This is a genomic window from Mycobacterium sp. IS-1742, from assembly GCF_001500125.1.
Taxonomy (GTDB): Bacteria; Actinomycetota; Actinomycetes; order Mycobacteriales; family Mycobacteriaceae; genus Mycobacterium.
Map to the genome: position 1 here is coordinate 1 of NZ_LQIV01000004.1, position 12,428 is coordinate 12,428.

The following is a 12,428-nucleotide window of genomic DNA, read 5'->3' on the forward strand; positions in this document are numbered from 1 at the left end:
GGGTGGAAAAGTAGGACACCGCCGAACACCCTTTCCCCTCGGCCCTCCGACCACAATCGGAGGGCCGAGGCATTTCTTTCATCAATGGCGAATTGTCGGCAATTCACGCCGGCACGTAAACTCGCGGCGGGGCGACAGCGAGAGGTATACGTGAGCGAGGACAGGCAGCCGGGTGGACGCGACGAACGTCGCCCGCGGCGGACGTCGAACTCGAGTGGGCCCCGCCGGCCCCGCGATCAGCGCGCCGCGCCGCGGACCTCCGGTCCCCACCGTGCCCGCTCCTCGCAGCCCCGAACCGCATCGGACACACCGCGATTCGACGGCCCCCCGATTCCCCCGGAGATCGAGGCGAAGCAACTCGCGCCCGAGATCCGCGGCGAACTCACGACTCTGGACCGCTACACCGCCGACGCGGTCGCGAGGCACCTCGTCGCGGCGGGTGAACTGCTCGACGACGATCCCGAGGCTGCGCTTGCCCACGCCCGCGCCGCCCGCGCCCGCTCCGGCCGGATCGCCGCGGTGCGTGAAGCGGTCGGGATCGCCGCCTACCACTGCGGCGACTGGGCGCAGGCACTCGCGGAACTGCGGGCCGCCCGCCGCATGGGCAGCAAGTCCCCGCTGCTGCCGCTGATCGCCGACTGCGAACGCGGCGTCGGACGCCCCGAACGCGCGATCGAGCTGGCGCGTGGCCCCGAAGCCGATCAGCTCACCGGCGACGACGCCGACGAGCTCAAGATCGTCGTGGCCGGCGCCCGGTCGGACCTCGGACAACTCGAACAGGCGCTCGCCGTGCTGTCCACGCCGCAACTGGATCCGTCGCGGCGCGGGCCGACCGCCGCCCGGCTGTTCTACGTCTACGCCGACACGCTTCTCGCGCTCGGCCGCACCCAGGATGCGCTGCAGTGGTTCCTCAACGCCGCGGCCGCCGACGTGGAAGGCGTCACCGACGCCGAGGACCGGATAACGGAACTCAGCTGACGTGACAAGCCTTGTGCAGCAACACGATTGTCTGCTCCTGGACCTCGACGGCACCGTGTTTCGCGGTCATGAGCCGACCACGGGTGCCGTCGACAGCCTCGCCGGACTCAGTGCGCGGGTCCTCTACGTCACCAACAACGCCTCGCGCAGCCCCGGCGACGTCGCGCACCATCTCGTCGAGTTGGGGTTCGCGGCGGATTCCGACGACGTGGTGACCAGTGCGCAGAGCGCAGCCCATCTGCTCGCCGGTCAGCTCTCCGCAGGCGCGCGGGTGCTGGTCGTCGGGACCGAGGCGCTGGCGGCCGAGGTCGCTCTCGTGGGATTGACCCCGGTCCGGCAGTTCGCCGACGACCCCGCGGCCGTCGTGCAGGGCCACAACCCGGAAACGGCGTGGGCGGACCTCGCCGAGGCGGCGCTGGCGTTGCGCGCGGGCGCGATGTGGGTGGCGGCCAACGTCGACCTGACCCTGCCGTCGGAGCGGGGACTGTTGCCGGGCAACGGTTCGATGGTCGCCGCACTGCAGGCCGCGACCGCGCGCGAACCGCAGGTGGCCGGCAAGCCGCAGCCGACGCTGATGCGAGATGCCCTGAGCCGTGGGGATTTTCAGGCGCCACTGGTGATCGGCGACCGACTGGACACCGACATCGCCGGCGCCATTGCGGCCTCCCTGCCGAGCCTGATGGTGCTCAGCGGCGTCAGCACCGCCGACGAGGTGCTGCGCGCGGTGCCTCGGGAGCGGCCCGACTACATCGCGGAGGATCTGCGCTCGCTCGAGACGCCGGCCGACGATCTGCGGGTGGGTCCACATCCGGGCTGGCGTGTGGACGTGGAGGACGGGGGCGTGACCGTCCACGCGGACGGCGCCGACCGAGGAGACGACCTGTCGGTGCTGCGCGCGACCGCGCACGTGGTCTGGCGGTCGGAGCTGGCGGGCACACCGTTCGCGGTGCGCGCGGGTGACGACACCGCGGCCGCCGCGCTGCGGCGCTGGTCGCTGCTCAGCGACGCGATCGACTAGCGTGGCTGTCGACATGAGTAACGACCCCGATCAGCTTCGTATCCAGGTCGCGGCCCTGCTCGCCGACCTGCCCGAACCGGATCACGCCGGTGACCTCGCCGACAGCGATATCGACACCGTCGCCGCGCGCTTGGAGGAGGCGCACGATCTGCTCGTGCAGGCGCTGGCGGCGGTCGAGAAGGGCTGAGCGCTCGTGACGCGGCGCGCACGAGTCGACGCCGAGCTGGTCCGCCGGGGGTTGGCCCGGTCGCGTCAACAGGCCGCCGAGCTCATCGGCGCAGGCCGGGTCACGGTCGACGGTATGCCGGCGGCCAAACCGGCGACCGCGGTCGCGGTCACCGCGCACATCGCCGTCGACACCGCGGACGAACGATCCTGGGTGTCGAGAGGCGCGCACAAACTCATCGGGGCCCTGGACGCCTTCGGCCTCGACGTCACGGGTCGGCGCGGACTCGACGCCGGGGCGTCGACGGGCGGTTTCACCGAGGTGCTGCTCGACCGCGGCGCCCGTGAGGTCGTCGCCGTCGACGTCGGATACGGCCAGCTGGCGTGGTCGCTGCGCTCGGACCCTCGCGTGGTGGTCGTCGAGCGCACCAACGTGCGCGAACTCGGCCCCGACATGATCGGCGGCCCCGTCGACGTCGTGGTGGCGGACCTGTCGTTCATCTCGCTGGCGACGGTTCTGCCCGCGCTGACCGCATGCGCGTCGCCCGACGCCGATATCGTTCCCATGGTGAAGCCGCAGTTCGAGGTCGGCAAGGACCGGGTGGGCGCGGGTGGCGTCGTCTCCGCGCCCGAGTTGCGCGCGGAGTCGGTGCTGTCCGTGGCGGCCAGGGCGGCGGGGCTCGGCTGGCAGACGGTCGGCGTGACCGCGAGCCCGTTGCCGGGCCCGTCGGGCAACGTCGAATACTTCTTGTGGCTGCGGGCCCGCACGGACAGCGGGCTGGGCGGCGACGACCTCGAGCAGGCGGTGCGGCGCGCCGTCACGGAAGGACCGCAATGACGTTTGAACGCACCATCCTGTTGGTGGTTCACACGGGACGCGAGGATGCCACCGAGGTCGCCCGACGGGTGCAGAAGGTGCTGAGCGACAACAACATCGGCCTTCGGGTTCTGGCTGCCGAGGCAGTCGACCGGGGTCCGGTGCACCTGTCGCCCGACGACATGCGCGCGCTCGGCGTCGACATCGACGTCGTCGACGCCGACGAACGGGCCGCCGAAGGGTGCGAGCTCGTGCTGGTACTCGGCGGCGACGGCACCTTCCTCCGCGCGGCCGAACTCGCCCGCAACGTCGAGATCCCCGTGCTCGGGGTGAACCTCGGACGCATCGGGTTCCTGGCCGAGGCCGAGGCCGAGGCGATCGACGCCGTGCTCGACCACGTCGTCCGCCGGGACTACCGCGTCGAGGAGAGGATGACCCTCGACGTGGCCGTGCGCGCGGAAGGGCACCTCCTCACCAGGGGTTGGGCGCTCAACGAGGCCAGCCTCGAGAAGGGCCCGCGCCTGGGCGTGCTCGGCGTGGTCGTGGAGATCGACGGCCGGCCGGTGTCGGCGTTCGGCTGCGACGGTGTGCTGGTGTCGACCCCGACCGGTTCCACCGCGTACGCGTTCTCGGCGGGCGGGCCGGTGCTGTGGCCCGACCTCGAGGCGATTCTGGTGGTGCCCAACAATGCCCACGCGTTGTTCGCCCGGCCGATGGTGACCAGCCCGGACGCCACGATCGCGATCGAGATCGAAGCCGGTGGACACGACGCCCTGGTGTTCTGCGACGGCCGCCGCGAGATGGTGGTGCCGGCCGGCGGGCGGCTCGAGGTGACCCGCTGCGGGACGCCGCTGAAGTGGGTCCGCCTCGACAGCGCACCGTTCACCGACCGTCTGGTGCGCAAGTTCCGGCTCCCCGTCACCGGCTGGCGGGGGCAGTAACCCACGTGCTGTCGGAAATCCGCATCGAGTCCCTCGGCGCGATCAGCGCTGCCACCGCCGAATTCGACCGCGGTCTCACCGTGCTCACCGGTGAGACCGGAGCAGGCAAGACCATGGTGGTCACCGGGCTGCACCTGCTCGGCGGGGCGCGCGCCGACCCGAACCGCGTCCGGTCGGGCGCCGAGCGCGCCGTGGTCGAGGGCCGGTTCTCGACCGCCGACCTCGGCGACGACGTCGCGCGCCGCGTCGACGACCTGCTCGACGCGTCGGGTGCCGAACGCGACGACGACGGCAGCGTCATCGCCGCTCGCTCGGTCAGCAAGGACGGACCGTCACGGGCCTACCTCGGGGGCCGCAGCGTCCCGGCGAAGTCGCTGGGCACCTTCACCACCGAACTCCTCACGCTGCACGGCCAGAACGACCAGTTGCGTCTCATGCGGCCCGACGAACAGCGCGCAGCCCTCGACCGCTTCGCCGCGGTCGACAAACCGCTGCGCCGCTACCGCGCCGCGAAGGACGAATGGCTCACCGCCCGCCGCGACCTGGCCGACCGCCGGCGGCGCGAGCGCGAACTCGCCCAGGAGGCCGACCGGCTCAAGTTCGGACTCGGTGAGATCGACGCCGTCGACCCCTCGCCGGGGGAGGACGACGCCCTCGTCGACGACATCCGGCGACTCTCGGAACTCGACGCGTTGCGTGAGGCCGCCCTGACCGCGCGCTCGGCGCTGACGGGCGCCGACGACGACCCCACCGGGGACGCGCTGTCGGCGGCCAGCCTCGCCGCGCAGGCGAAATCAGCACTCGAGGGAACCGACGAACCCACCCTCCGGTCACTGGCCGCCCAACTCGCCGAGGCGGTCGCCGTGATCGGGGATGTCGCCGGTGAGCTCGGCGAATACCTCGGCGCGCTGCCCACCGACGCCAGCACCCTCGAGACCAAGCTGGCGCGTCAGGCCGAACTGCGCACGCTCACACGCAAATACGCCGCCGACATCGACGGGGTGCTGGCCTGGGCGCAGGAGTCCCGCGAACGGCTCGACCAGCTCGACGTGTCGGAGGAGGCGCTGGCCGGGTTGGAACGGCGGGTCGGTGAGCTCGAAACGGAGGTCGTCGCGGCGGCGGCGGATCTGACCAAGGCCCGGCTCAAGGCCGCGAAGGGGCTGGCCAAGGCGGTTACCGCCGAGCTGGGTGGTCTGGCGATGGCCGGGGCGGAGTTCACGGTCGGCGTCGCGCCGCTGGCCGTCCGCGCCGACGACTCGGCGCCGCTGACGCTGCCCGGCGGCGTCGTCGTGCACGCCGGTCACGACGGTGTCGACGCCGTCGACTTCGGGTTCGCCGCGCACCGCGGAACCGACGTGCTGCCGCTGTCGAAGAGCGCATCGGGCGGCGAGCTGTCGCGGGTGATGCTCGCGATCGAGGTCGTGCTGGCCGCCTCGGCGGAGGGCACCACCATGGTTTTCGACGAAGTCGACGCCGGCGTCGGGGGTCGCGCCGCCGTCCAGATCGGCAGGCGCCTGGCTCGGCTGGCCCGCACCCACCAGGTCATCGTCGTCACGCATCTGCCCCAGGTCGCCGCGTACGCCGACGCCCACCTGGTGGTCGACAGCGGTGGGCGGGGCAAGGCCAGTGTGGTCCGCCGCATCGACGATGACGACCGGGTCGCCGAACTGGCCCGCATGCTGGCGGGGCTCGGTGAAAGCGACAGCGGCCGGGCCCACGCACGGGAGCTGCTCGACGCCGCGCGGGCCGAGGCCGCCGACGCCCGTTGATCGTCAGCGTCCGAGGACGGTGTCGACGAGGGTCGAGATGAAGCGGGCGTCGGGTGCGTCGGCCGTCATGAGACACCGGTAGAAGACGGCGCCGGACAGTGCCAGCGACGCCGAGTCCGGATCCACAGACCGCACCTCACCCGCTCGCACCGCCTCGGCGATGGTGTCGGTCAACCGCCTGCGGCGCTGTGCCGAGTACGCGTGCAGATGGGCGCGCATGCCGGTGTCCACATCGGCGGCATGGATCAGCGCCGGGATGGCCGCCGACACCGCGGAGTCGGACAGCGCGCCGGCCAGGTGGGTCAACAGCAGTTCGATCCGCTGCCGAAAGGTGCCGGCCGGGATGGCCGACGCCGGGTCGGGTTGGGTGTTGAGGGTGCGAAGAGCGTCGGTGAGCAGCGCCGCCTTGTCCGGCCAGTGCCGGTAGACGGTGCTGCGCCCCACGCCTGCGCGGGTCGCCACCGCGTCCATGCGGAACCCGGCATATCCCGACGCGGCGAACTCCTCGAGTGCCGCGCGGCAGATGACTCGGCGCGAGTGCTCGACGCGCGGGTCGGGCGGGCGCTCAACCACCGTGAAACAGTTCTGTTCTATAGCGAGACATGAGCGTATCGTAACCCCCAGGAGGTGCGAAGATGACCGAGACGCGTATTCGTTACATCGTCGACGACGTCGACGCTGCGGTCGACTTCTACACCCGGCATCTGGGGTTCGAGGTTCGGATGAGACCCGGTCCGGGCTTCGCGATGATCGTCCGGGAGGACCTCTGCCTCCTACTCAACTCCCCGGATGGGGGCGGTGGCGCGGGTCGTTCGCCGGTGCCCGGCGACAGACCGGAACCCGGCGGGTGGAACCGCTTCCAGATCCAGGTCGACGATCTCGCCGCCGCGGTGGAGGACATGCGTCGCAGCGGTGTGCGCGTCCATGGCGACATCGTCACGGGCCGTGGCGGCAGACAGGCACTCGTGCTCGATCCCGCGGGCAACAAGGTGGAACTGTTCGAGGCCTTCGGCTGACCACGACGTGGGACGCATGTGACAGAACGTAACTTCTGAGGCAGATGTTACGGCGCGCCTCCACCTCTACTTGAGGGTTCGCCGACAGAATCGCCGACATGAAGATGTCAGCGCTGCTCACCCGTAATGCCAGTTCACGGCCGGGAATCACCGGCACCGCCCGCGTGGACCGCGACATCGACCGGCTGCTGCGGCGCATCGGCCCCGGTGACATCGTGGTCATCGACGCGCTCGACCTCGACCGGATCACGGCCGACGCACTGGTGGAGGCCCGGGTGGCGGGCGTGGTCAATGCGTCCCCGTCGATCTCCGGGCGCTATCCCAACCTCGGGCCCGAGGTGCTGGTGGCCAACGGGATCGCGCTGATCGACGAAACCGGCCCCGAGGTCTTCAAGAAGGTCAAGGACGGCCACCGGGTGCGTCTGCACAACGGCGGCGTCTACTCCGGTGACCGGCGCCTGATCGCGGGCAGCGAGCGCACCGACCACGAGATCCATGAGTTGATGCACGAGGCCAAGAGCGGGCTGGTCGCGCACCTCGAGGCCTTCGCGGGCAACACCATCGAGTTCATCCGCAGCGAGAGCCCGTTGCTCATCGACGGTATCGGCATCCCGGACATCGACGTCGACCTCAACCGCCGCCACGTGGTGATCGTCGCCGAGGAACCGCACGCCGCCGACGATCTCAAGGCGCTCAAACCGTTCATCAAGGAGTACCAGCCCGTGCTGGTCGGAGTCGGCACCGGTGCCGACATCCTGCGCAAGGCCGGATACCGTCCCGCCCTCATCGTCGGCGACCCCGACCGCATGAGCGCCGAGGTGCTGCGCAGCGGCGCCCAGGTGGTGCTGCCGGCCGACGCCGACGGTCACGCCGCGGGTCTGGAGCGCATCCAGGACCTCGGTGTGGGGGCGATGACGTTCCCGGCCGCGGGTTCGGCCGCCGACCTCGCGCTGCTGCTGTGCGATCACCATGGCGCGTCGCTGATCGTCACGGTCGGTCACACCGCCAGCATCGAGGAGTTCTTCGATCGCAACCGTCAGCGCAGCAACCCGTCGACGTTCCTGACCCGCCTCAAGGTGGGGGAGAAGCTCGTCGACGCGAAAGCCGTTGCGACGCTGTACCGCAGCCGGGTGTCCGGCGGCGCGATCGCGCTGCTCATCCTGGCCATGCTGGTCGCGGTCATCGCGGCGTTGTGGGTCTCACGGGCCGACGCCGCGGTCATCGAGTGGATCCAGCAGTACTGGAATCAGCTGGTGCTCTGGGCCCAGGGCCTGGTCAGTTAGGCGGTCACGGTGATATCCCTGCGCGCACACGCGATCTCGCTGGCGGCGGTGTTCCTGGCGTTGGCCATCGGTGTCGCGCTGGGATCGGGACTGTTGTCGAACACGGTGTTGTCCGGCCTGCAGGACGACAAGCAGGATCTGCAGAACCAGATCAACGTGCTCACCGATGAGAAGAACGCACTGAACCAACGGCTCAGCGCGGCAGACGAATTCGACGCGCAGATCGCCCCGCGTGTCCTTCGTGACACTCTCGGCGGCAAGTCGGTGGTGCTGTTCCGCACGCCGGACGCCTCCGACGACGACGTCGACGCGCTGACCCGGTCGATCGGACAGGCCGGGGGGACGGTCGGCGGCACGGTGACACTCACCCAGGAGTTCGTGGAGGCCAACTCCGCCGAAAAGCTCCTGTCGGTGGTCAACTCGCCGATCCTGCCCGCCGGAAAGCAACTCAGCACCGCCTCGGTCGATCAGGGTTCACAGGCCGGGGATCTGCTCGGCATCGCCCTGCTGCTCGACAAGGACCCGGCGGCACCGGTCGTGAGCGACGGCGAACGCGACACCGTGCTCACCGCGCTGCGCGACACCGGGTTCCTGACCTTCGGCGCCGAACCCGTGCGCGCCGCGAACACGGCGCTCGTGGTCACCGGCGGCGCCCTCGGCGACGATGCGGGCAACCGCGGGGCAACGGTGGCGCGGTTCGCGGCCGGGCTTGCCGAACACGGATCCGGCACCGTCCTGGTGGGCCGGGACGGGTCCGCCTCGGGCACCGGCGCGGTCGCGGTGACGAGGTCGGACACGGCGTTGGCGAGCGCGGTCAGCACGGTTGACGACGTGGACACCGAATCGGGACGGATCACCACGGTGCTCGCGCTGGCCGATCTGATCGGCGGCGCCCGGCCCGGCCAGTACGGAGTCGGGCAGGGGGCGGGGTCGGTCACGCTCGCCCAGTGAGGCCCGGCGCGCCACCGACGACCTGTCGGAGTCGGTGTTAAGGTGGGGTTCCGTGGGTCGGCAGGCCCCAAAGCTAGGACAAAGCCTAGAAAAGTAAGCCCTGCCCGTCGTCACGGAGGTAGTTCTTGCCCGCGCTACGCAAGCATCCGCAAACGGCCACGAAGCACCTCTTCGTCACGGGTGGCGTCGTGTCCTCCCTGGGCAAGGGTCTGACGGGCTCGAGTCTCGGACAGTTGTTGACCGCCCGGGGCCTGCAGGTGACGATGCAGAAGCTCGACCCCTATCTGAACGTCGATCCCGGCACCATGAACCCCTTCCAGCACGGTGAGGTGTTCGTCACCGAGGACGGCGCCGAGACCGACCTCGACGTCGGCCACTACGAACGGTTCCTCGACCGGAACCTGTCGGGCTCCGCGAACGTGACCACCGGTCAGATCTATTCGTCGGTGATCGCCAAGGAACGCCGCGGCGAGTACCTCGGTGACACCGTGCAGGTGATCCCGCACATCACCGACGAGATCAAGAGCCGCATCCTGGCGATGGCCGCACCGGACGAGCACGGCCACCGCCCCGACGTGGTGATCACCGAAGTCGGCGGCACGGTCGGTGACATCGAATCGCTGCCGTTCCTCGAGGCCGCGCGCCAGGTGCGCCACGAAGTCGGCCGCGAGAACTGCTTCTTCCTGCACTGCTCCCTGGTGCCCTACATGGCGCCCTCCGGTGAGCTCAAGACCAAACCCACGCAGCATTCGGTCGCCGCGCTGCGCAGCATCGGCATCCAGCCGGACGCCCTGATCCTGCGCTGCGACCGGGATGTGCCCGAGGCGCTGAAGAACAAGATCGCGCTGATGTGCGACGTCGACATCGACGGGGTGATCTCGACGCCGGACGCGCCGTCGATCTACGACATCCCCAAGGTGCTGCACCGTGAGGAACTCGACGCCTATGTGGTTCGGCGGTTGAACCTGCCGTTCCGGGATGTGGACTGGACGCAGTGGAACGACCTACTCAAGCGGGTGCACGAACCGCACGAGACGGTCCGGATCGCCCTGGTGGGCAAGTACATCGACCTCTCCGACGCCTACCTCTCGGTCACCGAGGCGCTGCGCGCCGGCGGCTTCGCCCACCACGCGAAGGTGGAGATGCGGTGGGTGGCCTCCGACGACTGTGAACTCGACGGCGGCGCGGCCGCGGCACTGGCCGACGTCGACGGGGTGCTGATCCCCGGCGGGTTCGGCATCCGGGGGATCGAGGGCAAGATCGGCGCCATCACCTACGCCCGCAAGCGTGGCCTGCCGGTGCTCGGCCTGTGCCTCGGGTTGCAGTGCATCGTGATCGAGGCGGCCCGCTCGGTCGGCATCACCGGCGCGAACTCCGCCGAGTTCGATCCGGACACCCTCGACCCGGTCATCTCGACCATGGCCGACCAGCGCGACGCCGTGGCCGGCGAGGCGGATCTGGGCGGCACCATGCGGTTGGGCGCGTATCCGGCTGTGCTGCAAGAAGACTCGATCGTCGCGCGGGCGTATCAGGCAACCGAGGTCTCCGAACGGCACCGGCACCGTTACGAGGTCAACAACAGCTACCGCGACCGCATCGCCGAGAGCGGACTGCGTTTCTCCGGGACCTCGCCCGACGGCCATCTGGTCGAATTCGTCGAGTACGACCCCGACACCCATCCGTTCCTCGTCGGCACGCAGGCGCACCCCGAACTCAAGAGCAGGCCCACCCGTCCGCACCCGCTGTTCGCCGCCTTCATCGGGGCGGCGCTGGACTACAAGGCCGCCGAGCGGCTGCCGGTGGAGATCCCCGAGCAGCGGTCCAACGGTGTGGAACACCACGAGAACTCAGACAGGTCGGCCGGGCAGCTGCTGCAAGAACCCGCGTCTCGTGGCTGAGCACGACTTCGAGATCATCACCAGCGAGACCGTCTACGTCGGCAACATCTTCGCGTTGCGCGCCGACGAGGTGCGGATGCCGGGTGGGAACACCGCCCGCCGCGAGGTCGTCGAGCACTACGGCGCGGTGGCGATCGCCGCGGTCGACGACGACCGCAACATCGCGTTGGTCTACCAGTACCGTCACCCGCTCGGCCGCCGGTTGTGGGAGCTGCCCGCGGGACTGCTCGACATGGGCGGCGAACCGCCGCAGGTGACCGCGGCGCGGGAGCTGCAGGAGGAGGCGGGTCTGTCCGCGGCGCAGTGGCGGGTCCTCGTCGACCTCGACTCCGCGCCCGGGTTCAGCGACGAGAGCGTGCGGGTCTTCCTCGCGACGGACCTCAGCGAGATCGACCGGCCCGAGGCGCACGACGAGGAAGCCGACCTGATCGTCAAGCGGGTGCCGCTGTCGGAGGCCGTCCGTATGGTGCTGTCCGGAGAGATCGTCAATTCGATTGCGGTGGCGGGAATCCTGGCGGTGCACGCGCTCGGGGACGTCGAGTCGCTGCGCCCGGTCGACGCTGAGTGGGCCGACCGGCCACGAGCCTTCGCCCGGCGGAAAGGTCACTGATGACCACCTCGGCTGTTCGACGGTCGGTGCTCGACGAACAGCTGCAGGGTTACCTCGACCACCTGACCATCGAGCGCGGCGTCGCCGCGAACACGCTGAGCTCGTATCGCAGGGACCTGCGCCGCTACGCCGAGCACCTCACCGCCCGCGGGATCGACGACCTCGCGCAGGTCGCCGAACCCGATGTCAGCGACTTCCTGGTCGCGCTGCGTCGCGGCGACCCCGACACCGGCACGCAGGCGCTGTCGGCGGTGTCGGCGGCCCGGGCGCTGATCGCGGTCCGGGGCCTGCACCGCTTCGCCGCCGCCGAGGGGCTGACCGACGTCGACGTCGCCCGCGAGGTCAAACCGCCGACCCCCGGCCGGCGGCTGCCCAAGAGCCTGTCGATCGACGAGGTCCTCGCGCTCCTCGACGGGGCCGGGGGTGACAGCGAGACCGACGGCCCCCTGACCCTGCGAAACCGCGCACTGCTCGAGGTGCTGTACTCCACCGGCGCACGCATCTCCGAAGCGGTGGGCCTGGACATCGACGACGTCGACACGCATGCGCGCTCGGTGCTGCTGAGGGGCAAGGGCGGCAAACAGCGACTCGTGCCGATCGGCCGGCCGGCCGTGAGTGCGCTGGACGCCTATCTCGTGCGGGGGCGGCCGGATCTGGCCCGCCGCGGCAGGGGCACCCCGGCGATCTTCCTCAACGCCCGCGGTGGGCGGTTGTCCCGGCAGAGCGCATGGCAGGTGCTCCAGGACGCCGCCGAACGGGCCGGGATCACCTCTGCGGTGTCCCCGCACACGCTGCGACACTCGTTCGCGACACATCTGCTCGACGGCGGTGCCGACGTGCGCGTCGTGCAGGAACTGCTCGGGCACGCCTCAGTCACGACGACGCAGATCTACACCATGGTGACGGTGCACGCGCTGCGCGAGGTGTGGGCGGGAGCGCATCCGCGGGCCCGGTGATCTGCACCGGTTTACGCGGTAACCGC

At 70.4% G+C, this 12,428-nt stretch carries 13 protein-coding genes; 12 read left to right on the top strand and 1 reads right to left on the bottom strand.

Translation table 11 applies throughout. The features are described 5' to 3' along the window. Window positions 1-84: 84 nt before the first annotated feature. Genes AU196_RS03615 through recN form a run of 6 tightly spaced genes read left to right on the top strand, consistent with a single transcriptional unit; the run spans window position 85 to window position 5,688 of the window. Window positions 85-978: a tetratricopeptide repeat protein gene (locus AU196_RS03615; protein ID WP_502687206.1), complete on the top strand. Its 894-nt coding sequence runs from the start codon at window positions 85-87 to the stop codon at window positions 976-978. Window position 979: 1 nt separating this feature from the next. Further along, complete coding sequence (locus AU196_RS03620) at window positions 980-1,996, top strand: HAD-IIA family hydrolase (RefSeq protein WP_197415697.1); 1,017 nt, start codon at window positions 980-982, stop codon at window positions 1,994-1,996. 13 nt (window positions 1,997-2,009) lie between these two features. Then, a complete protein-coding gene (locus tag AU196_RS03625; RefSeq protein WP_197415698.1) occupies window positions 2,010-2,183 on the top strand; it encodes a hypothetical protein in 174 nt (57 codons plus the stop codon). A gap of 6 nt (window positions 2,184-2,189) precedes the next feature. Then, window positions 2,190-2,999, top strand: coding sequence for a TlyA family RNA methyltransferase (locus tag AU196_RS03630; RefSeq protein ID WP_059093734.1), 810 nt, complete (start codon window positions 2,190-2,192; stop codon window positions 2,997-2,999). After that, window positions 2,996-3,919, top strand: coding sequence for an NAD kinase (locus AU196_RS03635; protein ID WP_059093735.1), 924 nt, complete (start codon window positions 2,996-2,998; stop codon window positions 3,917-3,919). The genes AU196_RS03630 and AU196_RS03635 overlap by 4 nt, the downstream gene beginning before the upstream one ends. A 5-nt stretch (window positions 3,920-3,924) precedes the next feature. Further along, window positions 3,925-5,688, top strand: coding sequence for a DNA repair protein RecN (gene recN, locus AU196_RS03640; protein ID WP_059093736.1), 1,764 nt, complete (start codon window positions 3,925-3,927; stop codon window positions 5,686-5,688). A 3-nt stretch (window positions 5,689-5,691) separates the two neighbouring features. Here the strand turns inward: recN and AU196_RS03645 are convergent, their stop codons facing one another. Then, a complete protein-coding gene (locus AU196_RS03645) occupies window positions 5,692-6,261 on the bottom strand; it encodes a TetR/AcrR family transcriptional regulator (RefSeq protein ID WP_059093737.1) in 570 nt (189 codons plus the stop codon). Between the two features lie 62 nt (window positions 6,262-6,323). On the opposite strand from AU196_RS03645, the gene AU196_RS03650 reads away from it, so the two are divergent. The 6 genes from AU196_RS03650 (at window position 6,324) to xerD (ending at window position 12,402) form a co-directional block, all read left to right on the top strand. After that, window positions 6,324-6,704, top strand: a complete 381-nt coding sequence (locus AU196_RS03650; protein WP_059093738.1) for a VOC family protein — start codon at window positions 6,324-6,326, stop codon at window positions 6,702-6,704. Window positions 6,705-6,802: 98 nt separating this feature from the next. Then, on the top strand, window positions 6,803-7,987 hold the full coding sequence (gene steA, locus AU196_RS03655) for a putative cytokinetic ring protein SteA (protein ID WP_059093739.1): 1,185 nt from the start codon (window positions 6,803-6,805) through the stop codon (window positions 7,985-7,987). Between the two features lie 9 nt (window positions 7,988-7,996). Further along, a complete protein-coding gene (locus AU196_RS03660; protein ID WP_059093740.1) occupies window positions 7,997-8,938 on the top strand; it encodes a copper transporter in 942 nt (313 codons plus the stop codon). Between the two features lie 125 nt (window positions 8,939-9,063). Then, the gene (gene pyrG / locus AU196_RS03665) at window positions 9,064-10,836 is read left to right on the top strand and encodes a CTP synthase (protein WP_059093741.1); all 1,773 of its coding nucleotides are present in this window, start codon (window positions 9,064-9,066) and stop codon (window positions 10,834-10,836) included. Continuing rightward, window positions 10,829-11,446 carry an NUDIX domain-containing protein gene (locus AU196_RS03670; protein WP_059093742.1) on the top strand — a complete coding sequence of 206 codons (618 nt, stop codon included), beginning with the start codon at window positions 10,829-10,831 and terminating at the stop codon, window positions 11,444-11,446. The genes pyrG and AU196_RS03670 overlap by 8 nt, the downstream gene beginning before the upstream one ends. Then, window positions 11,446-12,402 carry a site-specific tyrosine recombinase XerD gene (gene xerD / locus AU196_RS03675; protein WP_059093743.1) on the top strand — a complete coding sequence of 319 codons (957 nt, stop codon included), beginning with the start codon at window positions 11,446-11,448 and terminating at the stop codon, window positions 12,400-12,402. The genes AU196_RS03670 and xerD overlap by 1 nt, the downstream gene beginning before the upstream one ends. Window positions 12,403-12,428 lie beyond the last annotated feature (26 nt).

What these genes read in the sequence shown, in the direction of transcription:
- AU196_RS03650 (WP_059093738.1), top strand. Translation starts at nt 6,324, where the DNA reads ATGACCGAGACGCGTATTCGTTACATCGTCGACGACGTCGACGCTGCG.
- AU196_RS03635 (WP_059093735.1), top strand. Translation starts at nt 2,996, where the DNA reads ATGACGTTTGAACGCACCATCCTGTTGGTGGTTCACACGGGACGCGAG.
- steA (WP_059093739.1), top strand. Translation starts at nt 6,803, where the DNA reads ATGAAGATGTCAGCGCTGCTCACCCGTAATGCCAGTTCACGGCCGGGA.
- AU196_RS03615 (WP_502687206.1), top strand. Translation starts at nt 85, where the DNA reads ATGGCGAATTGTCGGCAATTCACGCCGGCACGTAAACTCGCGGCGGGG.
- AU196_RS03625 (WP_197415698.1), top strand. Translation starts at nt 2,010, where the DNA reads ATGAGTAACGACCCCGATCAGCTTCGTATCCAGGTCGCGGCCCTGCTC.
- xerD (WP_059093743.1), top strand. Translation starts at nt 11,446, where the DNA reads ATGACCACCTCGGCTGTTCGACGGTCGGTGCTCGACGAACAGCTGCAG.